The sequence below is a fragment of the Modestobacter roseus genome, from assembly GCF_007994135.1.
GTDB lineage: Bacteria > Actinomycetota > Actinomycetes > Mycobacteriales > Geodermatophilaceae > Modestobacter > Modestobacter roseus.
The window spans coordinates 2,842,642-2,866,873 of sequence record NZ_VLKF01000001.1 but is presented as its reverse complement, the minus strand read 5'-3'; the positions used below and the strand labels follow the sequence as shown (position 1 = coordinate 2,866,873).

Sequence of the window (24,232 nt, the reverse complement as noted above, 5' to 3'; positions counted from 1 at the left end):
GGCGAGGGTAACGATCCGGACACTCTCTGCAGTTGGACTTGAGTGTGTGGCGCGCCGGGACTCGACCGGCCGTGACCCGTCAGTCACACCGGCCACACCCGTCGCGGGGTCAGCGGCTCGCGGGGGACCGCCAGAAACGGACCGGTCCGTCCGGGGCGGCGTCGCCCGCACGGGTGCAACGGCGGAGCACCGGCCAGGTGAACTGCCGTGCTGGCGCCTATGGTCATGCGCGATGAGCAGAACGACGAGCGGCGTCCAGCGCGTGGAGACCACCGTGCTCGCCGCAGTACGGCGGGGGCTCGGGGGAACTCCCGCCGTCCCCGTGGCCCGCGGCCTGTCCGCCTTCGGCGAGCACGCCCTGGGCTGGCTCGCCCTGGGTGCGGTGGGCTGGGCCACCGGTCGCCGCCGTCGCGAGTGGGCGACCGGGGCCGTCGGCGTCGCCCTGGCCCACGCGAGTGCGGTCGGGCTGAAGCGCGTCGTCCGCAGGACCCGCCCCGACCTCACCGATGTCCCGCCATTGGGGCCGGTGCACAGCCTGCTGTCCTTCCCCAGCGCCCACACCACCTCCACTGCGGCCGCCGTCATCGGCTACGGCCCCGTGGTCGGTGGCCCCGTCATGCTCGGCGCGTTGTCCGCCATGGCGGTCTCCCGGATGCTCCTCGGAGTGCACTGGCCCACTGACGTCGTCGGTGGTGCCCTGCTGGGCGCCGGCGTGGCCGCCGGTGTCCGGCGAGCAGTCGACCATGGAGGAACGCCGTGACCACCCCACAGAGGCCAGCCGTGCACGGCGATCCCGAGCTCGAGGCGCAGTTCCGGCGTCCCAACGCCGTCATGCCCCTGCTGCCGCTCGAGTCGGACCAGGCGGCCGTGGCGCCGTCGGTGGTCCGCGACCCGGACGCCGAGCCGAGCGCGGACGCCGTGGCGCCGGGTCCGGTACCCCGGCCGACCGGATGGCGCGGCTCCCTCGCCTGGAGTGTGGTGCGCGCCCTCCGCCCGCGGCAGTGGGTGAAGAACGTCCTGGTGCTGGCCGTGCCGCTGGCCGCCGGGGCGGTGTTCGACCCCGACGTGATGGCTCCGACCGGGGTGGCCTTCCTGCTGTTCTGCCTGTCGGCGTCCGGGGTCTACCTGGTCAACGACTCGATCGACGTCGAGGAGGACCGGCGGCACCCGCGGAAGCGCCACCGCCCGATCGCCGCCGGCCTGGTCCCCCGGCCGTTGGCCGTCGGGTTGGCGTTGGTCCTCTTCGCGGTGGCCCTCACCACCGCGGTGCTGCTGACCAGGCCCGCGCTGGCCGGGGTGCTGGGCGCCTACGTGGTCATCCAGCTCGCCTACTGCCTCTTCCTGAAGAATCAGCCGGTCATCGACCTGGCCGTGGTGGCCTCGGGTTTCCTGCTGCGCGGCATCGCCGGCGGCGTCGCCGCTGGTTTGTTCCTCTCGCAGTGGTTCCTGCTGGTGGCCGCCTTCGGGTCGCTGTTCATGGTGGCCGGCAAGCGGTACTCGGAGCTGGTGCTCGTCGGCGACGAGGCCGCCACCAGGAAGACGCTGCGCGAGTACTCGGCCAGCTACCTGCGCTTCGTCTGGAGCCTGTCGGCCGGGGTGGCCGTCACGGCCTACAGCCTGTGGGCCTTCGAGATGGCCGAGACCCAGGATGGCGTGCCCTGGGCGACCATTTCCATCGCGCCCTTCGTGCTCGCCATCCTGCGGTACGCGCGGGACGTCGACAAGGGATCGGCGGGGGCCCCGGAGGAGATCGTCGTGCACGACCGTGTCCTGCTCGTCCTCGGTGCCCTGTGGGCGCTGACCGTCGGTCTGGGGGTCTTCGGTGCCTGAGGCCGCCACCACGGACGCCGCCGCGCCGCTCGTCCCGTTGGCCGGGTGGGGCCGCACCGCGCCCACCCGCGCCACGCTCACCCCGGTACGTGGTGACGACGACGTCCGCGCCGCCGTGCTCGCCGCGACCGGTCGGGGTGTCGTGGCCCGTGGACTGGCGCGCAGCTACGGCGACGCAGCGCAGAACGCCGGCGGCACCGTGCTGGACATGACGAGCGCGAACCAGGTGCTGCAGGCCGACCTGGAGACGGGCCTGGTCGACGTCGAGGCGGGCATCTCCCTCGACGAGCTGATGAACCGGTTCGTGCCGCAGGGCTACTTCGTCCCCGTCACCCCCGGCACCCGGCTCGTGACGGTGGGCGGGGCGATCGCCGCGGACATCCACGGCAAGAACCACCACGTCGCGGGGAGCTTCGGCCAGCACGTCCGGTGGCTGGACCTGCTCACCGCCGACGGGCAGGTGCGCCGGGTCAGCCCGGAGTCCGACCCGGACCTCTTCTGGGCCACCGTCGGGGGCATGGGGCTGACCGGCGTCATCCTGCGGGCGCAGGTGCAGATGAAGGCGATCGAGTCCTCCCGCTGCCTGGTCGACACCGACCGCACGCCCGACCTCGACTCGTTGATGTCCCTGCTGGCCGAGACCGACCACCTGTACGAGTACTCGGTGGCCTGGATCGACACCCTGGCCAAGGGCAAGCGGATGGGCCGGTCGGTGGTCACCCGCGGGCGGTTCGCCAAGCTCGACGAGCTGCCGGCCAAGCGGCGCACCGACCCGCTCGAGTACCACGGCTCGGTCAAGGCATCCGTGCCCGACGTCTTCCCTCCCGGGCTGCTCAACCTGGCCACGGTCGCGGCGTTCAACGAGGTCTGGTACCGCAAGGCGCCGACGCGCAAGCGGGACCAGTTGCAGAGCATCCCGACGTTCTTCCACCCGCTCGACGCCGTCGGCGGTTGGAACCGGATCTACGGCCCGCGCGGCTTCGTGCAGTACCAGGTCACCGTGCCCTTCGGGCAGGAGGAGGCCATGCGCGAGCTGCTGGACCGGCTCAGCGCCTTCGGGACCGCGTCCTTCCTCGCCGTGCTCAAGCGGTTCGGCCCGGACAACCCCGGGATGCTGTCCTACCCCTCCCCAGGCTGGACGCTGGCGCTGGACATCCCGGTGATGAAGGGGCTGGCCGGCCTGCTCGACTCCCTCGACGAGGTGGTCATCGCCGCCGAGGGACGCACCTACCTGGCCAAGGACTCCCGGGTGCGTCCGGAGACCTTCGAGAAGATGTACGACCGGCTCGACGACTTCCGGGCCGTGCGCAAGCAGGTCGACCCGGCCGGCGTGTTCATGTCCGACCTGGCCCGGAGGCTCGCACTGTGATCGACGCGCTCGGCTCGCCCAGTTCCCTGCTGCTCGTCGGCGGCACCTCCGACATCGCGGTGGCCACCGCCCGCCGGTACCTGTCCGAGCGGCCGCTGCGGGTGATCGTCGCTGCCCGGGACACCCCGCGCCGCAGCGCGGTGGCTGCCGAGCTGACCGCAGCCGGCGCCACCGTGCAGGTCGTCGACTTCGATGCCGACGAGCCGTCCTCCCCGGCCCGGATGGTCGCCGAGGTGGCGGCCGGGGGAGACATCGACGTGGCCGTGGTGGCCTTCGGGCTGCTGGGGGACGCCGACCAGCTGCGCAGTGACGCCACCGCGGTGGCCCGGCTGGCGCAGGTGAACTACGTCGCCCCGACCGTGGTGGGCACGGAGCTGGCCAACCAGCTGCGCCGCCAGGGCCACGGGGTGATCGTCGCACTCTCCTCGGTGGCGGGAGAGCGGCCGCGGGCGTCCAACTTCGTCTACGGCTCCACGAAGGCCGGGCTGGACGCCTTCTACTCCGGGCTGGCCGACTCCCTGGTCGGCAGCGGTGTCTCCGTCCTCGTCGTCCGGCCGGGCTTCGTCCGGTCGAAGATGACCGAGGGCCTGGGCGACGCACCCCTCGCGACCACGCCCGAGGCAGTGGCCGAGGCGATCGTCAGCGGGATCCGCAGCGGTCGTCACACGGTCTGGGTACCCGGCCTGATGCGAGTGGTGATGAGCGTGCTGCGGCACGTCCCGCGACCGGTGTTCCGACGGTTGCCCATCTAGCGTCCCGGGTCGTCGAGGGCGGCGGGGGTCCGGCCCCCACCGCACCCCATCAGTAGATGCAGCTCGTGTCGGCGGCGGTCCGGGGCGCCTCGGCCGGAGCATCCGGGGCGGCCGGTGAGGCTGTGACCGGCTGGCCGACCCCGTTGAAGTCCGACCCCAGCACCAGCTGGACGGTGCCGCTGGTGGCGTCACCGACCTGCTTGGTGACTGCGCCGGGGACCGCGGCGGCCAGGGTGGCCGCCAGGCCCTCGTCGCCGGCGGCGTGGCGGATCTCGGTCACCGAGTAGTCGGAGGAGTCGGCGTTGGCGGTCCCGGCCACGGGGAAGCCGGCGCCCTCGAGCTCGGCGGCCGCGCTGGCGGCCAGGCCGCCGACTCCGGAACCGTTGTAGACCTCGACGGTGACCTGGGCAGGCGCCACCGGGGCCGGCGGCTCGGCGGTGGCGTCGGCGGGCGGTTCGGGCTCGGCGTTCAGCTCGGCGAAGAAGGCGTGCAGTGTGTCGGTGTCCTCGAGCTGGACGATCGACTTGCCGTCCTCGTTGGCGGTGCCCCGGTTGGGCACCGTCTGGAACTCGATGCCGCCTGCGGTGACCGACTGCATCTGCTGGGCCAGCTGCAGCAGGTTCAGGTTCTGGTCGACCGTCAGCGAGTCCGCGGCGGCCTCCACCAGCTCCCGCTGCTTGCCGAGGTCGAGGAGGACGTCCTCGGAGAGCATCTTGCGCAGCACCCCGCCGATGAAGACCTGCTGGCGGACGATCCGGTCGAAGTCCCCGCGCGGCAGGTTGTGCCGCTGCCGGACGAACTTGAGGGCGTCGGCGCCGCTGATGGTCTGCACCCCTGCCGGGAACACCGCACCGGACCAGCGAGAGTCGTCGACCGCCTCGCACAGGTTGACCTCGACACCGCCGACCACGGAGCTCAGCTCGAAGAAGCCGAGCAGGTCGACCTCGGCGTAGTGGTCGATCCGCAGCCCGGTGAGGCCGCTGATCGTCTGCACCAGGAGCTGAGCGCCCTGGGCGTTCTTCGCCTCGTCGGAGGCGCCGTCCGGGGCGTTCTGCCGGCCATAGGCGTAGGCGGCGTTGAGCCGGTCCCTGCCGTACCCGGGGATCTGCACGAACGAGTCGCGGGGGAAGGAGACGAACGACGCCTTCGACCCGTCGGCCGGGACGTGCACCAGGATCATCGTGTCGGTGTTGAGGCCGGAGTCCTCCCCGGCCTGGAGCTCGGCGAGCTGCTGCTCGGTGAGGTTCGCCCGGCTGTCGCTGCCGACGAGCAGCAGGTTCATCGCTTCACCGGTCTGAACCGTCTCGTCGTTGCCGTCGGTGGGGATCGCGTCCGTCCGGTTGACCGTCGCGTCGGCGACCCGCCCGAGGTACCAGCCCCATCCGCTGGTGGCCAGCACGACCACGGAGACCACCAGCGCCACGAGCCGCCCGGTCCAGGCCAGCCGCCGGTCGCCCGACGCACCGTCGCTGGCGCCGCCCGCCGCGCGGCCGGCCCGAGGGTCCAGTCGCGCCGGGAGGGGGCGCGACGCCCCCCTGCGACGGCGGTCGTCGTCTGTGCTCATCAGTGGTCCTCACGTCGACGTGCCGACGTCGGTGCGCTGCCCCCGGGAGGCCAGCCGTCCAGCGGCGTGATCGGCGCGAACTCTACGTCGCGCACCTGTGCGGCCCCGGCAGGTCAGCGGTCCTGCCGGCTCTCGTCCCTCAGCTGCCCCCGGCGTCGCACCGCAACCCGCCATCCGGTCGGGCGGGTCGGCTCAAGACCGCCGTGACGTGGTCGAAGGACAGAGGTGGAAGTGAGTCGCCCTGGCGGTTCTGCACCACCGACTCCTGGAGGGCAACCTCGTGCGTCGCCTCGTCACCGGCCTGACCGCGTTCCTGGGAATGACCGGGACGATCCTCGTCCTCCCGGTCTACGCCGCGCCGGTCCCTGAACCCGAGCCGGTCACCGGCAGCACCGAGACCGTCGTGATGGGCTCGGTGGAGGAACCGGCCCCGGCTGCGGAGGTGCAGGAGGGCACGACCGACCCGGTCCCCGGAGTCGAGGAGACCGATCGAGCGCTGCGGGTGACGCGCACGGACGTCGAGCCGTTCTCGCTGGTCGGGGTCACCTGGGACCTCGACCCAGGGGTGACCGACACCGTGGTGCAGGTCCGGGTCGTGGACGAGGGCGGCACCTGGGGTGCGTGGACCGAGGTGACCCCGGAGGCCGCGGAGCAGGGCACGGCGTCCTCGCGAGGTCAGGAGCTGCGCGGCGGCACCCAGCCACTGTGGACCGGTCCCAGCACCGCGGTCGACGTCGAACTGGTCACCCGATCCGGTGCGCAGCCCACCGGCGTCGCGCTGGACCTCGTGGACCCGGGGGAGTCGCCGGCGGACAGCTCACTCGGCGCCCCGGACATCACCGATCAGGCGCACGCCGCAGCCACCATGCCGGCCGTCTACTCCCGAGCCCAGTGGGGGGCCGACGAGTCGATCCGAACCTGGGACCCGCAGTACGCCTCGACGATCAAGGCCGCGACGCTGCACCACACGGCGGACTCGAACAACTACACCGTTGACCAGGTCCCGGCGATCATGCGCTCGATCTACCAGTACCACACGAAGAGCCTCGGCTGGGGCGACATCGGGTACAACGTCATCGTCGACAAGTACGGCCGGCTCTTCGAGGGGCGGGCCGGCGGTCTGGCCAGCACCGTCATAGCAGCGCATGCGGGTGGGTTCAACACGTCGACCTTCGGCGTCTCGATGCTGGGGAACTACGACGCGGTGCCCGTCCCGCAGGCAACGGTCGACGCCGTCGCGGCGGTCATCGCCTGGAAGTTCTCGCTCTTCGGGGTCGACCCCCGGGGCAGCACCGTGCTCACCTCCGGCGGCGGGGGGACCTCGAGGTACCCCGCCGGCACGAAGGTGACCCTGCCGACCATCTTCGGGCACCGGGACGTCGGTGCGACGGCCTGCCCGGGCAGGTACGGCTATGCCCGGCTCGGGGAGATCCGCGACCGGGTGTCCGCGCAGCTGGGCTCGTCGGCGCCCCTCGTGCAGCGCCGGTACGACTCCGACGCCGCCGCCAGGAAGCTGCTGGGCGCACCGGCGACTCCGGTGACGGTCATCCCGGGTGGCGCCTTCGCCCACTACGCCAACGGTTCGATCTACGCCTCGCCCGCGACCGGTGCGCGCGTCGTCCGCGGCGTACTGCGCGACAAGTGGGCCGCCCTGGGCTGGGAGAACAGCTCACTGGGCTGGCCGACGACGGACACGTCGGCGACCCCGGACGGGACGGGCCTCTACCAGCACTTCCAGGGAGGGTCTCTCTACTGGAGCGAGGCGACGGGGGCGCACGTCGTGGCCGCCGCAGTCCGGGACAAGTGGTCCACCACCGGGTGGGAGAACGGCTACCTGGGCTACCCGGTGACCGACCAGACGGCGATCCTGGGCGGCGGCGGCGCCTACGTGCACTTCCAGGGCGGGTCGATCTACTGGTCGCCGGCCACCGGTGCCCGGGTGCTCGGTGGCGTCGTCTACGACCGCTGGGCGGCTTCCGGGTGGGAGAACGGCCGCCTCGGTCTGCCGATCGCGGACCTGGCCGTGGCGCCGGACCGTGTCGGCCTCTTCGCGCACTTCCAGCACGGCTCCGTCTACTGGACACCGAGCACGGGTGCCCGGGTGCTCGACAAGGCCGTCTACGGGGCCTGGGCGGCCACCGGCTGGGAGGCCGGTCCGCTGGGCTACCCGGTGACGGACGTGACCAGGACCCCGGACGGGCAGGCCGACTACGCGCACTTCCAACGGGGATCGGTCTACGCGTCGGCGAGCACGGGCGCCCGGGCGCTGACCGGTGACGTCCTCGCTGCGTGGGCGGCCCAGGGGTGGGAGGCGGGGGCCCTCGGCCTCCCGGTCAGCGGCTCGGGTCGGACGCCGGACGGCAAGGCGATCTACCAGCACTTCCAGGGTGGGTCGATCTACTCGACCACGGCCACCGGCACGCGGGTGCTGCCGACCGCGATCCGGGACGGCTGGGCGGCCTCCGGCTGGGAGGTGGGCCCCCTCGGCTACCCCGTCGGCGACGCCGTCCGCTCGCCCGACGGGCGTGCGATGACGGTGGCGTTCCAGGGCGGTGTCGTGCACGCGTCCGCCACCACCGGCGGTCACGCCGTGCCGGCCGCCCTCATGATCGCCCACGAGGCCGCCGGCGGGGTGGCCGGGGCGCTCGGTCTGCCGGTCAGCGGCGCCGGGCGGACGCCGGACGGCAAGGCGACCTACCAGCACTTCCAGGGCGGCTCGATCTACGCCACGGCGGCCACCGGCACACACGTGATCCCCGCGGCGGCCTTCGGTGCCTGGGCCGCCTCCGGCTTCGAGCGCGGACCGCTGGGCTACCCGACCTCCGGACCCGTGGCGACGACCGTGACCGTGGCCGGTACCGCGGCCACCGGCCCGACGACCGGGACGGTCCAGTCTTTCCAGGGAGGTGCCCTCTACACGGTCGGGGGTGCCACGACGATCGTGGCCGGCCCGGTCCAGGCGGCCGTCGCAGGTGCTGGTGGGACGGCGCGGTTCGGTTTTCCGACCAGCGCACAGCTCACCACCCCCGACGGTCAGGCTAGGTACCAGCACTTCGCCGGGGGATCGGTCTACGCGACACAGGCCGTGGTCTCCGCCCTGCCGACCGCGGTCCGTGACTCGTGGGCACGCACCGGCTGGGAGCGCGGACCCCTGGGCCTGCCGGTGACCACGGTGCAGTCCACGCCCGGTGGGCTGGGGGAGTACGTCCACTTCGCGGGCGGCTCCGTCTACTACAGCCGGCCGACCGGCGCGCACACCCTGCGAGGGCCCATCCGGGACGCCTGGGCGGCCGCGGGATGGGAGCAGGGGGCCCTCGGCTTCCCGACGACCGATCACACGGTGACCCCGGACGGTCGGGGGGCCTACTCCTACTTCCAGGGTGGCGCCGTCTACTGGAGTGCGTCGACCGGTGCCCACGTGCTGCGTGGGGCGGTGCTCGACGCCTGGGCGAGGACCGGGTGGGAGCAGGGGCGGCTGGGCTACCCGACCTCGGCCACCCGGCAGGTCGCCGATGGCACCCGAACCGACTTCCAGGGCGGGTACATCAGCGTGTCGACTGCCACGGGTCAAGCGGTCGTGACCGTACGGTGATGTTCCGCTCCTCAAACCGCCACTACCGCTGAGGAGCAGAACCGTGGAGGACCCTGCGATGCCGTCCCATCTCCCCCCGTCCCGTCGCGGGGCTCTGCTGCTGTGCGCTGCCCTGTTCTCCGTGCTGACCGCCTGCACGGCCGGTGCGGCCAACAGCGGGCCGTCGGAGGACGTCGAGGGGGACGGCCGTGCGCCGGCGGGGTCCGGGGGAGCGGCAGCTGCCGCAGCGACGCCGTCGCCTCCGCCGGGCGCCGTCACCGACGACGACGCACCGGTGGCCACCGACGCCCCCCGACCGAGCGCCACCGACGTGGCGATCAGCTACCTGGTGTGGGACGGCGCCGAGGGCGAGGTGCTCGCCAGCGGGTGGGTCAGCCCGGTCATCGAGGACGGCGGCACCTGCACCCTGGAACTGACCCGGGACGGGGAGACGGCCACGACGACCTCGGCGGCCTTCGCCGATGCCACCACCACCTCCTGCGGTCAGCTGACCGTCCCCGGCGCGGAGCTCCGCGCCGGCGAGTGGACCGGGGTCATCAGCTACCGCTCCGGCACGTCGACCGGTCGTTCCCCGGCGCTGTCCGTCGAGGTGACCCGGTGAACCGCCTGCGCCGGTTGCTGACCGGGGTGCTCGTGGTGCTCTGCAGTGCGGTCGTCGTCACCGGACTGGTCAGCGGGGGTGCCCAGGTCCCCTCGGTGGACCCGGTCGAGGCGGCGGACACCGGCCAGTTCCGCCCCGGGAACATCATCAGCGACCAGCTGTTCTTCGACGGCAACGCGATGGACGCCGGCGCGGTGCAGGCGTTCCTGAACTCGAAGAACCCCACCTGCAAGGTGGGCAACGACGGGACGGCGTGCCTCAAGGACTACCGCGCGGACACCTACGCCAAGCCCGCGGACGACCGGTGCCCCGGTGCGTACGCCGGTGCGCCGGCCGAGACGGCCGCCGCGATCATCGCGAAGGTGGGGCGGGCGTGCGGGATCAGCCAGCGGGTGCTGCTGGTCATCCTGCAGAAGGAGCAGAGCCTGGTCACCGCCAGCGGCTCGAGCCTGTACCCCCGGCGGTACCGGGAGGCGATGGGCTTCGCCTGCCCGGACACCGCGCCGTGCAGGCCGGAGTACAACGGCTTCTTCAACCAGGTGTACAGCGCCGCGTGGCAGTACCGGAACTACGCGGCCAACCCGACCCGCTACAACTACCGGGCCGGCCTCGTGAACAACCTGCGCTACCACCCGAATGCGGACTGCGGGAGCGCGCCGGTCTTCATCGAGAACCAGGCGACGGCGGGCCTGTACAACTACACGCCCTACCAGCCCAACGCCGCCGCCCTCAACGCCGGGAAGGGTACCGGCGACGGGTGCTCCGCCTACGGCAACCGCAACTTCTGGATCTACTACACCGACTGGTTCGGCTCGACCCAGATCCCGGGGGCGGCCCAGGTGACGGGGCGGTGGGCCGAGCTGGGCGGGGCCACCGGCCGGCTCGGCAACCTCACCGGGGACGTCGTCTGCGGTCTCGCCGGCGGCGGGTGCTACCAGCCCTACGCCAACGGGGCCATCTACTGGTCCCCCGCGACCGGTGCCCGTTTCGTCCTGCTGGGCGCCGTTCGGGACAAGTGGGGCTCGCTGGGCTGGGAGGCCGGCCCGCTGGGCTGGCCGGTCCGGGACGCGCTGTGCGGCCTGCCCGGCGGCGGGTGCTTTCAGGAGTTCCAGACCGCATCGGTGTACTGGTCGCCATCGACGGGTGCGCACACGGTCGGCAGCCAGGTGCGCGAGAAGTGGGGGACGACCGGCTGGGAGGGCGGTTTCCTGGGGTACCCGGTGACCGACCAGACGGCGATCCTCGGGGGCGGCGCGGCCTATGCGCACTTCCAGGGCGGGTCCGTCTACTGGTCGCCGGCGACCGGCGCCCACGTGCTCGGGGGTGTCGTCTACGACCGCTGGGCCACCTCCGGCTGGGAGAACGGGTCGCTGGGCCTGCCGGTCACCGACCTCGCCGTGGCACCGGACAAGGTGGGCCTGTACGCCCACTTCCAGCGCGGCTCGATCTACTGGACCCCGTCCACCGGTGCCCGGGCGCTCTCCGCGGACCTGTACCGCGGCTGGGCCGCCACCGGCTGGGAAGCGGGCGCGTTGGGCTACCCGGTCTCCGACGCGGCGACCACCCCCGACGGCAAGGCCCAGTACGCGCACTTCCAGCGCGGCTCGCTCTACGCGTCGGCGGCCACCGGTGCGCACCCGGTCTCCGGTGCGGTCCGGGACGCCTGGGCCGCCAGCGGCTGGGAGAACGGACCGCTCGGGCTGCCGGTCGCCGGCCCCGGCCGCACCCCCGACGGGAAGGCGACGTACCAGCACTTCCAGGGCGGCTCCGTCTACTCCTCGACGGCAACCGGCACCTGGGTGGTCCCCGTGGCCGTCCGGGACGGCTGGGCGGCTGCCGGCTGGGAGGTCGGGCCCCTGGGGTACCCGACGGCGTCTGCCGTGGCGACGGCCGACGGGCGGGGGCAGGTGCAGTCCTTCCAGGGCGGTGAGGTCTACGCCTCCGCGGCGACTGGTGGGCGGGCCGTGCCGGCGGCCCTGCTCGGCGCCTACCAAGCAGCCGGAGGGGCCGGTGGCCCGCTCGGTTTCCCCGTGAGCGCCTCCGGCACGACGCCGGACGGCAAGGCCACCTACCAGCACTTCCAGGGTGGCTCCGTCTACGCGACGACGACCGGCACCTGGGTGCTGCCGACGGTCGTCCGGAACGCCTGGGCCGCCGCGGGCTGGGAGCGTGGAGCGCTGGGGTACCCGACGTCGGCAGCGGTGCCGACGTCGGACGGGCGGGGCCAGGTGCAGTCCTTCCAAGGTGGGCAGGTCTTCGCCTCGGCGGCCACGGGCGGCCACAGCGTGCCCGCCGCCCTGCTGGGTGCCTACGGCGTCGCGGGCGGGCCGGCCGGGACGCTCGGGTTCCCGGTCAGCGGTGCCGGGAAGACCCCGGACGGGGTCGCGAGCTACCAGCACTTCGAGCGGGGATCGATCTACGCGACGGCCGCGACCGGCGCACGCGTCGTGCCGACGGCGATCCGGGATGCCTGGGCGGCGTCGGGTTGGGAGCGTGGTCCGCTGGGCTACCCGACCGGCATCGCCAGCACGACCGCGGACGGGCGTGCCCAGGTGCAGGCCTTCCAGGGGGGCGAGGTGTACGCCTCGGCGACCGCCGGGGCGCGAATCGTGCCGACGGCCGTGCTGGGCGCCGCGAAGGCGGCCGCCCTCGGGCTGCCCGTCTCCGCGGCGGCACGCACCCCCGACGGCAAGGCCACCTACCAGCACTTCGAAGGCGGATCCGTCTACGTCACCGCCGCGACCGGGGCACGCGCGCTGCCCACCGTCATCCGGGATGCCTGGGCGCTGACCGGCTGGGAGAACGGCCCGCTCGGCTACCCGACGACCGACGTCTCCACGACGCCCGACGGGCTCGGCCGCTACCAGCACTTCCAGGGCGGATCGGTCTACTGGACCCGGGCGACCGGCGCCCACGCGGTCCGCGGCGTCGTTCGCGACGCCTGGGCGCGCAGCGGCTGGGAGACCGGCGTCCTCGGCTACCCGCTGACCGACGTCACCAGCACCCCGGACGGCGTGGGCCAGTACGCGCACTTCCAGGGCGGCGCGGTCTACTCCACCGCGGCGACGGGCGCCCGGGTCCTGGGCAACGACGTGGTCCGCGCCTGGGCCGGCACCGGCTGGGAACGAGGGGCGCTCGGGTATCCCACGTCGGACGAGCGGCCGGTCGCCGGGGGAACCCGGACCGACTTCCAGCGCGGCTGGATCGACGTGGCGAGCGGGACGGGTGTGGCCACCGTGCACATCGGGCCGTGATGCCCCGCGCAGTGGGCAGCGGTGGTGCTGAGCGGCCGATGGGCCCAGGTAGCGTGGGCGCCATGACCGTCACCGCCGTCGCCGGCGCGAGGAGCTGGAGGCGCGCAACCGACGACCTCGTCGGCGGGTGGGGTCAGCGGGAGCTCTGGGGCCACCTCGGCTGGCAGGACATCCGTCAGCGCTACCGCCGGTCGCTGCTGGGGCCGATCTGGATCACCATCTCGATGGCCGTCACGGCCGTCGCCCTCGGCATCCTCTACGCCGGCCTGTTCGGCAACGAGATCTCGGTGCAGTTGCCCTACATCCTGGTCGGGTTCATCGTCTGGGGTTTCATCAGTGGCTGCATCAGCGAGGGCTCAGAGGTCTTCATCGCCAACGAGGGCCTGATCAAGCACCTGCCCTCGCCCCTGTCGGTGCACGTGTACCGGTTGGTCTGGCGCCAACTGCTCTTCTTCGGCCACAACCTGATCGTCTACGCGATCATGCTGATCATCTTCCCGCAGCCACTCACGTGGGCGTCGCTCGTCGCGCTGCCGGCGCTGGTCCTGCTCGTCGTGAACGGTGCATGGGTCGCACTGGCGCTCGGCATGGTGACCACCCGGTTCCGCGACCTGACGCCCATCACCCAGAGCATCGTCCAGCTGATGTTCTTCCTCACCCCGATCGTCTGGATCTACAGCGACCTGCTCAACAGCCCCGACCCGCGCATCGCCGAACGGGCGCGCCTGGCCGAGTTCAACCCGTTCCTGCACTTCATCGAGATAATCCGCCAGCCCATGTTGGGTCAGGACCAGCACATCCGGCACTGGATCGTGGTCCTGGTGATCACCGTCGTCGGCTGGGCCGCGACCCTGGTCGTGCTGCGCCGTTACCGGTCGCGCATCTCCTACTGGGTGTGACCGTGTCGGAGGACAGACCCCTGGTCAGCATCACCACCGAGAACGCCTGCGTCGACTTCCCCATCTTCGACGCGAAGAGCCGCTCGCTCAAGAAGACCGTGATGGGCATGGTCGGGGGGAACATCGCCAGCGAGGCGCGGGTGCCGGTGATCGAGGCGCTGCGCGACATCACCCTCGAGCTCGGGCACGGGGCGCGCGTCGGGCTGGTCGGCCACAACGGCGCTGGCAAGTCGACGCTCCTGCGGCTGCTGTCGGGGATCTACGAGCCGACCCGGGGCTCTGCCGTCGTCCGGGGCCGGGTCGCGCCGGTGTTCGACCTCGGCGTCGGCATGGACCCGGAGGTCTCCGGGCTGGAGAACATCGTCGTCCGGGGCCTCTTCCTGGGCATGACGCGCAAGCAGATGGAAGCGCGCGTGGACGACATCGCCGACTTCACCGAGCTGGGCGACTTCCTCCGGATGCCGCTGCGCACCTACTCGACCGGCATGCGGGTCCGCCTCGCCCTGGGCGTGGTCACCAGCATCGACCCGGAGATCCTGCTGCTCGACGAGGGCATCGGGGCGGTGGACGCCGCCTTCCTGGAGAAGTCGAAGAGGCGGCTGTCGGAGCTGGTCGAGCGTTCGGGTCTGCTCGTCTTCGCCTCCCACTCGGACGAGTTCCTCCGCGAGCTGTGCGACACCGCCATCTGGATGGAGCACGGGCGGATCGTCCAGCACGGCGATCTCGACGACGTGCTCCGCTCGTACAAGGGCGCCGCCGCGTGACCGGTGGCGTCGTCGTGGCCGTGGTCGTGACGCGCCACCGCGCCGAGCAGCTACGGGTGAGTCTGGAGAGCCTGGCCGGGCAGACGCGTCGACCCGATCACGTGCTCGTCGTGGACAACGGGGTCGACCAGCCCGCCGAGGACGTGGTGCGGTCGAGCGGGCTCCCCGTCACCTACCTGCCCAGCCAGCGGAACCTGGGGGGCGCGGGGGGCTTCGCCCTCGGCATGCTGCACGCCTTGGCCCTCGGGGCCGACTGGGTGTGGTGCGCGGACGACGACGGCCGCCCGTCCGACGCGACGACGCTGGCGACCCTGCTGGACTGCGCGACCCGGCACGGGCTGGCTGAGGTCTCGCCGCTGGTCGCCGACCTCGCCGACCCGGACCGGCTGGCCTTCCCGCTGCGAAGGGGTCTGCGCTGGCGGCGGAGGCGCAGCGACTTCACCGGCATCGAGGTGCTGCACGGCTACGCCTCGTTGTTCAACGGCGCGCTCTTCCGCGCCGACGCCCTCGACGTCGTAGGAGTGCCGGACTACCGGCTCTTCTTCCGCGGCGACGAGACCGAGGTCCACCGCCGGCTGGTCCGCTCCGGGCTGCCGTTCGGCACCTGCACCGCCGCTGCCTACCTCCATCCCGAGGGCACCACCGAGTTCCAGCCCATCCTCGGGGGGCGTCTGTCGGCGCAGCACCCGGCCAACGAGGTCAAGCGGTACTTCACCTACCGCAATCGCGGCTACCTGATGGCTCAGCCGGGCATGCGCTGGCTCCGCCCGCTGGAGACGGTCCGCTTCGGCTGGTTCTTCCTCGTGTCCCGGCGCGATCCGGCGGGGTTCCGCGAGTGGTTGCGGCTGACCCGCGCCGGTCGGCGGGAGCGGTTCACGCGGCCCTGAGCCCGGACGGACGAAGGCCCCGGTCGCCTGTCCGGCAACCGGGGCCTCCGTGCACCCGGTGGGCGCTGCTCAGAAGCGGGTCGAGCCCCACGAGTCGAAGGCCGTGCCCCAGCGCTCGACCGAGGTCAGCTCGCCGGCGGCGTCGCGGTACCGCCGCTGCAGCTCCGGCCACTCGGTGTACAGCCGGCGCAGCAGCTGGCTGGACCTGCCGAACAGTCGGCGGAACGCCTCCGGGTCACGCTGCCGGAACGTCACCCCCCGGCCGTCAGCGGTGCCCACGGTGGCGCTGTCGAGCCGGGCCAGGAGGAACCACTGCGCGTCCTGGAAGGCCAGGTTCAGCTGGGGCACCTCCCGGGCGCCCGGGTCGACCTTGGTGGCGTTGTGCGCGATCGCCTTGACCAGGGTCTTGCCGATCTGCGCCGCCCCGACCGGGATGCGCCGGAACGACAGCGCCTCCGCCGTGCTCATCGAGGGCAGCGGGAGGTCGCCGGAGTTGCCGAGCACCCGGCCGTCGGGGTGGAGGCTGCGGGTCTTGCGGGCCTTGCCCACCGAGCCGGGCATGTCCTCGAAGAGCCGCTCAGGGCCGGCCAGGAAGTCCCGGTAGGCCATCTGGTGAAGTTCGGCGGTCGAGTACTGGAGGGTGATGAGGAAGCGGAGGTCCGCCTTGAGCATCTCCCGGAACAGCTTGCCGCCGTGCTTGTGGGGCGAGTGCAGCGCGGCGGCGATCAGCCGGTTCCGGATGTGGAAGTAGGCCTGCCAGTCGCTGGCATCGTCCTTGTCGCCCCAGGAGAGGTGCCAGATGGCGGTGCCCGGGAGCGACGTGGTGGGGAACCCGGCGGCGAACGCGCGCAGCCCGTACTCGGCGTCGTCCCACTTGATGAAGACCGGCAACGGCATGCCGATCGCCTCGAAGACGGTGCGGGGGATCAGGCACATCCACCAGCCGTTGTAGTCGACGTCGATGCGCCGGTGCAGGTCCGGGGACTCGCGGAGCGTCTTCTCGCCGAAGTCGTGGAAGTACTCGGTGTTCGGGGCGTTCCGCCAGAAGAAGTTGGACCGGTCGACGATCTCGCCCATGGTGTGCAGCACCGAGCGGTCCTGCAGGGCGAGCATCTGCCCACCGACCAGCATCGGCTTCTCCGCGTACGCGGCGAAGGCGCGGGCGCGGAGGATGCTGTCCGGCTCGAGCTGGATGTCGTCGTCCAGCAGGATGTGGTGGGTCACGTCGCTGGCGGTGAAGGACTCGTACATCGTCCGGGCGAAGCCGCCGCTGCCGCCCAGGTTGGGCTGCTCGACGATGCGCAGACGCTCGCCGAGCGCCTCGGCGACGGCCGGGTAGAGCGCGGCATCGCGCACGTGGTTGCCGCCCTGGTCGGCGACGGTGACCAGGTGCAGCGCGTCGCGGACGACGTCGTCCTCGACCAGGGCGGTGAGTGCGGCGACCGCGTCGACCGGCCGGTTGTAGGTGCAGATCCCGATGCCCAGTCGGGGCTGCTCGGCCGGGGCCTGCGGGGCGTACCAGCCTGCCCGCCGGACGGTCGTCTCGTCCTCGGTGGTGACGTCGAACCAGTACCAGCCGCCGTCGATGAACGGGCCGAGGTCGAGCTCGAACTCCAGCGTCCGCTCGTCGTGACCCTCGTGGGTCGCCCCGGTGACGTGCATCGACTCGCCGTCGGCCTTGGAGCGGTAGACGTCGACCCGGCAGGTGCCGGCGACCGTCACCTGCAGGACGACGCTGTCCAGCACGCTCCACCGCCGCCAGTAGCTGGCCGGGAAGGCGTTGAAGTACGTGGCGAAGGAGAGCTCGGACGCCGGGCCGATGACCGCGCTGAACCGGTCCTGCGCCTTGACCCGGCCGGCGTTCACCTCGTCCAGGTAGAGGCTCCGGACCTTCAGCTGGTCGGCCGGACGGGGCATCAGCACCCGCTGCAGGAGCTCGACGGCCTTGCCGGGCGCCAGGTCTTCCGCCGCGGGGTCACTGACCACCTCGGGCGAGACCGGGGCGTCCTCGGGGGCGATGGGTTCGGTCGTCGTCATGGTGACGCTCAGTCCTCGTTGATCAGTCGTCGGTGCTCAGTCGTCAAGGCGGCCGTCGAGAGCGCCGCCCTGGTCGAAGAAGGGTCGGATGCGGTTGTCGAACATGCTGAGTGCCGACCCGATGGCCATGTGCATGTCCAGGTACTTGTAGGTCCCCAGGCGACCGCCGAACAACACGCGCTTCTCCGCGGCCTCCTTCGCGGCCAGCTCCCGGTAGGTCTCCAGCTTGGCCCGGTCCTCGGGGGTGTTGATCGGGTAGTACGGCTCGTCGCCGCTCTCGGCGAACCGGGAGTACTCCCGGACGACGACGGTCTTGTCGGCCGGGTAGTCGCGCTCGGGGTGGAAGTGCCGGAACTCGTGGATCCGGGTGTAGGGCACGTCCTCGTCGGCGTAGTTCATCACCGAGGTGCCCTGGAAGTCACCGATCGGCAGCACCTCGGTCTCGAAGTCCAGGGTGCGCCAGCCCAGCTCGCCGGCGGAGTAGTCGAAGTACTTGTCGATCGGTCCGGTGAAGACCGTCGGCACGTCGGCCGGCAGCTCGTCGCGGACGTCGAAGTAGTCGGTGGACAGACGCACCTCGATGTTGGGGTGCTCCGCCATCCGGGTCAGCCACGCGGTGTAGCCGTCGACCGGCAGACCCTCGTAGGTGTCGTTGAAGTAGCGGTTGTCGAAGGTGTAGCGCACCGGTAGCCGGGCGATCACCGCGGCGGGCAGCTCGGTCGGGTCGGTCTGCCACTGCTTCTTGGTGTAGCCCCGGATGAACGCCTCGTACAGCGGGCGGCCGATCAGCGAGACCGCCTTCTCCTCGAGGTTCGCCGCCTCGGCGGTGTCGATCTCCCCGGCTTGCTCGGCGACCAGCGCCCGGGCCTCCGTGGGGGAGAAGCTCTTGCCGAAGAACTGGCAGAGCGTGGCCAGGTTCATCGGCAGGGAGTAGGTCTGGCCGGAGTAGGTCGAGTACACCTTGTGCTGGTACCCGGTGAACGCGGTGAACTGGTTCACGTAGTCCCAGACCCGCTTGTTCGAGGTGTGGAACAGGTGGGCCCCGTACCGGTGGATCTCGATGCCGGTCTCCGGCTCCGGCTCGGAGTACGCGTTGCCACCGATGTGGTCGCGGCGGTCGAGGACCAGGACCTTCTTGTCCAGCTGGGTGGCCGCACGCTCGGCCACGGTGAGACCGAAGAAGCCGGAGCCGACGACGATCAGGTCAGGGGGGGCACCAGTCACGGGGACCGACGGTACCTGGCACGGCGCCGTCCCCACGACTGGATGCCGGGCGCGGCGCGGTCGTGGTGACCCGTTCCGTCACACCGACACCAGGGGACACCGGGATCCGGACGGACCGCGGTGCGACGGGGCCGAGATCAGGGGGCGACGGGCACCAGGTCGAACGCGCCGGGGCCCCGCCAGTTGGACTCGACCGGCCACGGCGCCGCCTCGGCGTCCGGGCCACCGACCCACACCACGGCCTGCGTCGGCTCGGCCGCCGGCTGCCGTTCGAGGTTGGCGAAGTTCAGCTGCAGCAGGCGGCGCATGACCGGACCGGCCTCCCGTTCGCGCTGGTCGATGAACGGCTGCAGCGTCCCGCGGTCGGAGAACAGGTCGACGATGTCGCAGCGGCAGTAGTACGCGAGGGTCCCGATCTCGCCGGGGCTGCTCACCACCTCGTCACCGATCCGATCGGCCAGTGCCTCGCCCACCTCCTGGTACTGCTCCGCCGTCGCCCAGTTGGTCATGATCGGCACCTGCGTCCAGGGGACCGGGCGCTGCGCGGCGTAGCCGACGTCGAGGACCAGCACCAGCGCGCCGGCGAGGGCCCAGACCTTCGCGGGCACGGTGGCCCGGTGCGCGGACTCAGGAGAGCTGCCCGGCCGTGGTCCGGCCCGGCGTGCGGTCCCGGCGGCCACGGCCGCGACCACGGTGAGCGCGATCACCGAGGGGGCGTAGTACCAGTGGTAGGGCGGCGGGGCCAGCAGGGAGTACGCCGCGTAGTGCAGGACGCCGCCCAGGCCGAGGGCCGCCACCGGCGCGAGGCCGGTCCAGCGGGGGCGCCGCCACGCCCGGGTGATCGGCCATGCCAGCAGCGCCACCAGACCCAGCAGGACGGGCAGGGTCGTGACCCTGGTGGCCGTGGGATAGGCGTCGAGGTACAGCCGGGGCCCGTTGCCGAACTCCCAGGGACCCCAGCCGGCGCTGGCCACGGTCTTGATCACCAGGGTGTCCGGCACCAGGGCCCCCAGCGCCACCCAGCTGAACACGAACCACGGCGCGGCGGTGGCAGCGGCCACCAGCACGATGCGGACGGCGCGCCGCCGCATCGTGCCGATCGCGATGAGCATCACCAGCGGGAAGACCCCGAGGTCCAGCCGGGTCAGCACGAGCAGTGCGGTGAGGACGCCGAACAGGGCGGGGCGGTCGTCCAGGGCGGCCACGGTCAGCCACACCAGCAGGGCAGCCGCCAGGGCCATCTCCATGCCGACGACGGAGAGCATCAGCGGGGACAGCAACACCATGCCGACCCCCAGCACCACCGTGACCGTCCCCAGCCGCGCTGCCTCGGCCAGGCGGGACATCCCCCAGCCCTGAGCCGCGGTGAGGAGCACGAACACCAGTCCGAGACCCCAGATGGGGTCGCGCACGACGAAGGCGCCGGCGCCCAGCACGAGGACGTTCAGCGGGGAGGTGGCGCTGTTCGCCGTGCGCCCCTCGGTCAGCCCCCAGTGCAGGTGCTCGGCCAGGTTCCGGGCGTAGGACAGGGTGATGTAGGCATCGTCGATCAGGCTGCCCCGGACCAGCAGGAAGACCACGAAGGCGGCGGCACCACCCGCGGCGGCAGAGACCAGGTGCCGTCGTCGCGCCGGTCGTCGCCGGGTGGTCCGTTCGTCGACGGCGTGGTCGTTGTCCAGGGCCTGCACCCGCCCGACGCTACTGCGTCGCTGATGCGCGGTCAGCCCACCGGCTCGAGGTACAGGGTCGCAGGACCGGTCGCAGGTGAGTGGGTGGGCCAGCTCGGCACTCCCTCGGGGACCTCGCCCTGCGTCCAGACCAGCCGGTGGTCCGGGTCCCGCGGCTCCCGGTCGCGGTCGAGCCGGGCGAAGTTGAGCTCGAGCAGGAACCGGCCGACCGGGCCGGCCTGGTCGATCCGTTGCTCGATCAGCGGCAGTGTGGTGCCCGGGTCGGAGAACACGTCGACCATCGAGCAGTCGCAGCCGAAGGCCAGCGTCCCGATCTCGGGCGGGGCCAGCACGGTGCCGTCGCCGATCTCGTCGTGCACGGCCGCTCCGATGTCCCGGTACTCGGACGGCAGCGCCCAGGCACCGAAGTAGACGGGGTACTGCCACGGCAGGGGCCTGCCGTCCAGCGAGGTCACGGCCAGGGCGGCGAGCAGCGCCGCGGTGACCGCCGGTCCGGCCCACCGGACACCCCGTGGGGAGATCGGCGTGACCTGACGGAGTGCCAGCGCGAGGCCCAACACGCCCGCCACCCCCAGTGCGACGGTGCTCGGCACGTAGTACCACTGGTACGGCGGCACGCCGAGCAGCGAGTACGCCACGTAGTACGCGACGCCACCGAGGCCGATGGCGGCCACCGGCCACAGGTGACCGGCCAGCCGGCGGCGCAGCCCCCCGGTCAGCAACGTCAGCACCGTGACCAGACCGATGGCGGCCGGTGCGGCGGCCAGCGCGAACGGGAGCCCCCCACGGCCGGCCCACAGCGTCCAGGGGCCGTTGAAGAAGGTCTGGTCCCCGAACGACTCCTGCAGGGTCTTGATGACGAAGGTGGCAGGGATGGCCGAGCCGAAGTGCCACCAGCTGAAGGCGTACCAGGGCAGGGACACCGCAGCGGCCACGGCAGGGGCGACCCACCTCCGCCGCCGCAGCGCCGGGGTCAGGAGGTAGACGACCGCCACGATGACGCCCAGGTCCAGGCGGGTCAGCACGAGCAGGCCGGCGAGCACCCCGAAGGCGACCTGACGGCCGCGCACCGCCTGCGCGGTGAGACCCATCAGGAAGGCGGAGATGGGCAGCACCTCGAGACCGAGGGCGGAGTTGACGAAGGGGTTGGCGAACACGACCGCCAGGACCGCGAGAGCCCACGCCGTGGAGACCCCCAGGTGCCGAGCGGTCCGGGCCGCCCAGACGGCCATCGCCGCGGACAGCACGACGGTGAGCAGACCCAGGCCGAGCACCGGCCGTACGTCGCCGGTGACGAACGAGAGCAGCCACGTGCTCAGCGACAGCATGAGGACGTTGAGCGGTGAGGTGGCCGCATTGGACTCCTCGGTCGGGATCAACCCCCAGTGGAGGTCGCGAGCGACGTTCCGGACGTAGTCCAGGGTGATGTACGCGTCGTCGATCAGACCGCGGTGCGCCGCCCAGAAGGCGAGAGCGCCGACGACCGCTCCGGGTACGGCCCACCACAGGTCGCCGCGCGACGTCGTGAGGCGAGTGCTGCTGGCGGACTCGCCGGTCGGGGCCCCGGCGGCCCCTGGATCGGCAGTGCTGGTGGACAACGGTCCTCCTGGGGCGGGCTCCCGACAGGGTGGGCTGCTCCGCACCGGTGAAGATACGGGCCCGGACCGCCTGGTCCGCATCTCGAGGAGACCGACCGGTCCACGTCTGCGGGAGCGGACGGCTCTAAGGTCGGCCCGTGTCTTCCACGGTCCCGATCTCTTCGCTGCGCGTGGTGGCCGTCACCTATTCACCCGGGAAGACCCTGGACGGCTTCGTCGAGTCGCTGGGCGGGGCGACCACCCGGCCCACCGACGTCGTGCTCGCCGACAACGGCTCCACCGACGGCGCGCCGGAGCGGGTTGCGGCCGTGCACGGCCACGTCCGGCTGCTGCCCACCGGCGGCAACGTCGGCTACGGCGCGGCGGTGAACGCCGGCCTGGCCGACGTCGCCGAGGGCTGGGCGCTGGTGGCCAATCCCGATGTCCGCTTCGAGCCCGGTTCCGTGGATGCGTTGCTCGCCGCCGCCGACCGCTGGCCGCGGGCGGCCACGCTGGGCCCCGCCATCCGGACGCCGGAGGACGAGCTCTACCCGTCCGCCCGCGACCTGCCCCGGCTCTCGACCGGCATCGGGCACGCGGCGTTCGGGTGGTTCTGGCCGGCCAACCCGTGGACGGCGCGCTACCGGCGCGAACGGGAGGCGCCCCGCGAGCGCCCGGCCGGGTGGCTGTCGGGCTCCTGCCTCCTCGTCGACCTGGCCGCCTTCCACGCCGTGGGAGGCTTCGACCCCGGCTACTTCATGTACTTCGAGGACGTCGACCTCGCCGAGCGGCTGGGCCGCCGGGGCTGGCTGAACGTCTACGTCCCCTCCGCCGTCGTCGTGCACGAGGGCGGCCACGCCACCCGCCGCCAGCCGCACCGGATGGCGCGGGTGCACCACACCAGTGCGCTCCGGTACCTCGCCGCCCGGCACCCCGGCGCGCGCAACGCGCCGCTGCGGGCCGCTCTCCGAGCGGGGCTGGGCGCCAGGATGCTGCTGTCCTTCGTCAGCGGCCAGGTGGCCGCCGGGGCCCGCTTCCAGCGCGGCGCCGACGACCTCGACCGAACGGAGCACTGACGTGCAGCACGCGGTGATCATGGCCGGTGGTTCGGGCACGCGGCTGTGGCCGCTGTCCCGGGCGGCGCGGCCCAAGCAGCTGCTCGACGTGGTCGCCGAGGAGGGGGCCGCCGGTGAGGAGCAGGGCGCGCACAGCCTGCTGGCCGAGGCCTTCGACCGGCTGCGGGCGGTGCTGCCGGCCGAGCAGATCTGGGTGTGCACGGCGGCCGGCTACGCCGATGCGGTGCGAGCGGTGCTGCCGGATCTCGCGGCGCACCGGCTGGTGCTCGAGCCGGTGGCCCGGGACACCGCCAACGCCGTGGGGCTGGCCGCCGCGCTGGTCGCCGACGTCGACCCCGACGCCGAGCTCGCGGTGGTCAGCGCCGACCACGTCATCCGGCCGGTGGCGCGCTTCGCCGCGGCCCTGCGCACCGCCTACGCCGTCCTGGCCGCCCGGCCGCGCGCCCTGGTGACCCTCGGGGTCACCCCGACCGCGCCGGCCACCGGCTTCGGCTACGTGCAGAAGGGCGCGCCCACCGAGGTCCCGGGCGCGGCGGAGGCGGCGGCGTTCAAGGAGAAGCCGGACCGGGCCACCGCCGAGGCCTACCTCGCCTCGGGCAGCTACGTCTGGAACTCGGGCATGTTCGTCTGGCGCGCCCGCACCGTGCTGGACGCGCTGGCCGAGCACCTGCCCGAGACGGCCGCGGGGCTGGCCAGGATCGTGGGCGCCCCGGCCGGGGCGCAGCGCGACACCGTCCTCGCCGAGGTGTTCCCGACGCTCCCGAAGATCAGCGTCGACTACGCCGTGCTGGAGCCCGCGGCCACCGAGCCCGGCCGGGTGGTCGTCGTCGACCTGGACGTCGACTGGCTCGACGTCGGCTCGTGGCCGGCGCTGGCGCACACGCTCCCCGTCGACGACGCCGGCAACGCCACCCGGGGGCTGACGGTGCTCGCCGACAGCGCCGGCAACGTGGTGCTCAGCGACGACCCCGACCACCTGGTCGCCCTCGTCGGGGTGCGCGACAGCGTGGTGGTGCACACCGCCGACGTGACGATGGTCTGCCCGGTCGCCGACGCCGAGCGGGTCAAGCAGCTGCTGGCCGCCGTCGAGGAGCGGTTCGGCCGCCGCTTCAGCTGAA

Annotated in this window: 17 protein-coding genes; 12 read left to right on the top strand and 5 right to left on the bottom strand. The window is 72.5% G+C overall.

Annotated elements, in window-relative coordinates:
- Positions 1–232 precede the first annotated feature (232 nt).
- From JD78_RS13560 to dprE2, 4 genes are read left to right on the top strand one after another with little or no spacing between them, the layout of a single operon-like run.
- Positions 233–760: a phosphatase PAP2 family protein gene (locus JD78_RS13560; RefSeq protein WP_153359063.1), complete on the top strand. Its 528-nt coding sequence runs from the start codon at positions 233–235 to the stop codon at positions 758–760.
- Positions 757–1,830 carry a decaprenyl-phosphate phosphoribosyltransferase gene (locus JD78_RS13555; protein WP_228395062.1) on the top strand — a complete coding sequence of 358 codons (1,074 nt, stop codon included), beginning with the start codon at positions 757–759 and terminating at the stop codon, positions 1,828–1,830. Before JD78_RS13560 ends, JD78_RS13555 begins: the two co-directional genes overlap by 4 nt.
- Positions 1,823–3,199: a decaprenylphosphoryl-beta-D-ribose oxidase gene (gene dprE1, locus JD78_RS13550; RefSeq protein WP_153359061.1), complete on the top strand. Its 1,377-nt coding sequence runs from the start codon at positions 1,823–1,825 to the stop codon at positions 3,197–3,199. The genes JD78_RS13555 and dprE1 overlap by 8 nt, the downstream gene beginning before the upstream one ends.
- On the top strand, positions 3,196–3,951 hold the full coding sequence (gene dprE2 / locus JD78_RS13545; RefSeq protein WP_153359059.1) for a decaprenylphospho-beta-D-erythro-pentofuranosid-2-ulose 2-reductase: 756 nt from the start codon (positions 3,196–3,198) through the stop codon (positions 3,949–3,951). The genes dprE1 and dprE2 overlap by 4 nt, the downstream gene beginning before the upstream one ends.
- A gap of 49 nt (positions 3,952–4,000) precedes the next feature.
- On the opposite strand, the gene JD78_RS13540 is transcribed toward dprE2, so the two are convergent.
- Entirely contained in the window at positions 4,001–5,515 is a 1,515-nt protein-coding gene (locus tag JD78_RS13540) for an LCP family protein (RefSeq protein ID WP_153359057.1), read from the bottom strand.
- A 280-nt stretch (positions 5,516–5,795) separates the two neighbouring features.
- Between JD78_RS13540 and JD78_RS13535 the strand changes: the two genes are divergently transcribed.
- From JD78_RS13535 to glfT1, 6 genes are all read left to right on the top strand, one after another.
- Positions 5,796–9,107 carry an N-acetylmuramoyl-L-alanine amidase gene (locus tag JD78_RS13535; RefSeq protein WP_153359055.1) on the top strand — a complete coding sequence of 1,104 codons (3,312 nt, stop codon included), beginning with the start codon at positions 5,796–5,798 and terminating at the stop codon, positions 9,105–9,107.
- A gap of 58 nt (positions 9,108–9,165) precedes the next feature.
- Entirely contained in the window at positions 9,166–9,708 is a 543-nt protein-coding gene (locus JD78_RS13530) for a hypothetical protein (RefSeq protein WP_153359054.1), read from the top strand.
- Positions 9,705–12,962 (top strand): hypothetical protein, encoded by a 3,258-nt coding sequence (locus JD78_RS13525; protein ID WP_153359053.1) that lies wholly within the window; start codon positions 9,705–9,707, stop codon positions 12,960–12,962. Before JD78_RS13530 ends, JD78_RS13525 begins: the two co-directional genes overlap by 4 nt.
- A gap of 62 nt (positions 12,963–13,024) precedes the next feature.
- Complete coding sequence (gene wzm / locus JD78_RS13520) at positions 13,025–13,861, top strand: galactan export ABC transporter permease subunit Wzm/RfbD (RefSeq protein ID WP_153359052.1); 837 nt, start codon at positions 13,025–13,027, stop codon at positions 13,859–13,861.
- A 2-nt stretch (positions 13,862–13,863) separates the two neighbouring features.
- A complete protein-coding gene (gene wzt / locus JD78_RS13515) occupies positions 13,864–14,625 on the top strand; it encodes a galactan export ABC transporter ATP-binding subunit Wzt/RfbE (RefSeq protein WP_228395061.1) in 762 nt (253 codons plus the stop codon).
- The gene (glfT1, locus tag JD78_RS13510) at positions 14,622–15,512 is read left to right on the top strand and encodes a galactofuranosyltransferase GlfT1 (protein WP_153359051.1); all 891 of its coding nucleotides are present in this window, start codon (positions 14,622–14,624) and stop codon (positions 15,510–15,512) included. The genes wzt and glfT1 overlap by 4 nt, the downstream gene beginning before the upstream one ends.
- Before the next feature lie 69 nt (positions 15,513–15,581).
- Here the strand turns inward: glfT1 and JD78_RS13505 are convergent, their stop codons facing one another.
- From JD78_RS13505 to JD78_RS13490, 4 genes are all read right to left on the bottom strand, one after another.
- Positions 15,582–17,549 (bottom strand): glycosyltransferase, encoded by a 1,968-nt coding sequence (locus JD78_RS13505; protein ID WP_153359049.1) that lies wholly within the window; start codon positions 17,547–17,549, stop codon positions 15,582–15,584.
- Positions 17,550–17,585: 36 nt separating this feature from the next.
- Positions 17,586–18,773 carry a UDP-galactopyranose mutase gene (gene glf, locus JD78_RS13500; protein ID WP_153359047.1) on the bottom strand — a complete coding sequence of 396 codons (1,188 nt, stop codon included), beginning with the start codon at positions 18,771–18,773 and terminating at the stop codon, positions 17,586–17,588.
- 137 nt (positions 18,774–18,910) lie between these two features.
- The gene (locus JD78_RS13495) at positions 18,911–20,461 is read right to left on the bottom strand and encodes a hypothetical protein (RefSeq protein WP_153359045.1); all 1,551 of its coding nucleotides are present in this window, start codon (positions 20,459–20,461) and stop codon (positions 18,911–18,913) included.
- 32 nt (positions 20,462–20,493) lie between these two features.
- Positions 20,494–22,059, bottom strand: a complete 1,566-nt coding sequence (locus tag JD78_RS13490; RefSeq protein ID WP_153359044.1) for a glycosyltransferase family protein — start codon at positions 22,057–22,059, stop codon at positions 20,494–20,496.
- A 137-nt stretch (positions 22,060–22,196) separates the two neighbouring features.
- Here JD78_RS13490 and JD78_RS13485 point away from each other — a divergent pair, with 137 nt between their 5' ends.
- The gene (locus tag JD78_RS13485; RefSeq protein WP_194290429.1) at positions 22,197–23,114 is read left to right on the top strand and encodes a glycosyltransferase family 2 protein; all 918 of its coding nucleotides are present in this window, start codon (positions 22,197–22,199) and stop codon (positions 23,112–23,114) included.
- Between the two features lies 1 nt (position 23,115).
- Positions 23,116–24,231, top strand: coding sequence for a mannose-1-phosphate guanylyltransferase (locus tag JD78_RS13480; protein ID WP_153359042.1), 1,116 nt, complete (start codon positions 23,116–23,118; stop codon positions 24,229–24,231).
- Position 24,232: the final 1 nt, after the last annotated feature.

Excerpts from the sequence above, each read along its gene's own strand:
- JD78_RS13560 (WP_153359063.1), top strand. The coding sequence starts at position 233 with ATGAGCAGAACGACGAGCGGCGTCCAGCGCGTGGAGACCACCGTGCTC.
- JD78_RS13540 (WP_153359057.1), bottom strand. The coding sequence starts at position 5,515 with ATGAGCACAGACGACGACCGCCGTCGCAGGGGGGCGTCGCGCCCCCTC.
- JD78_RS13530 (WP_153359054.1), top strand. The coding sequence starts at position 9,166 with ATGCCGTCCCATCTCCCCCCGTCCCGTCGCGGGGCTCTGCTGCTGTGC.
- wzm (WP_153359052.1), top strand. The coding sequence starts at position 13,025 with ATGACCGTCACCGCCGTCGCCGGCGCGAGGAGCTGGAGGCGCGCAACC.
- JD78_RS13505 (WP_153359049.1), bottom strand. The coding sequence starts at position 17,549 with ATGACGACGACCGAACCCATCGCCCCCGAGGACGCCCCGGTCTCGCCC.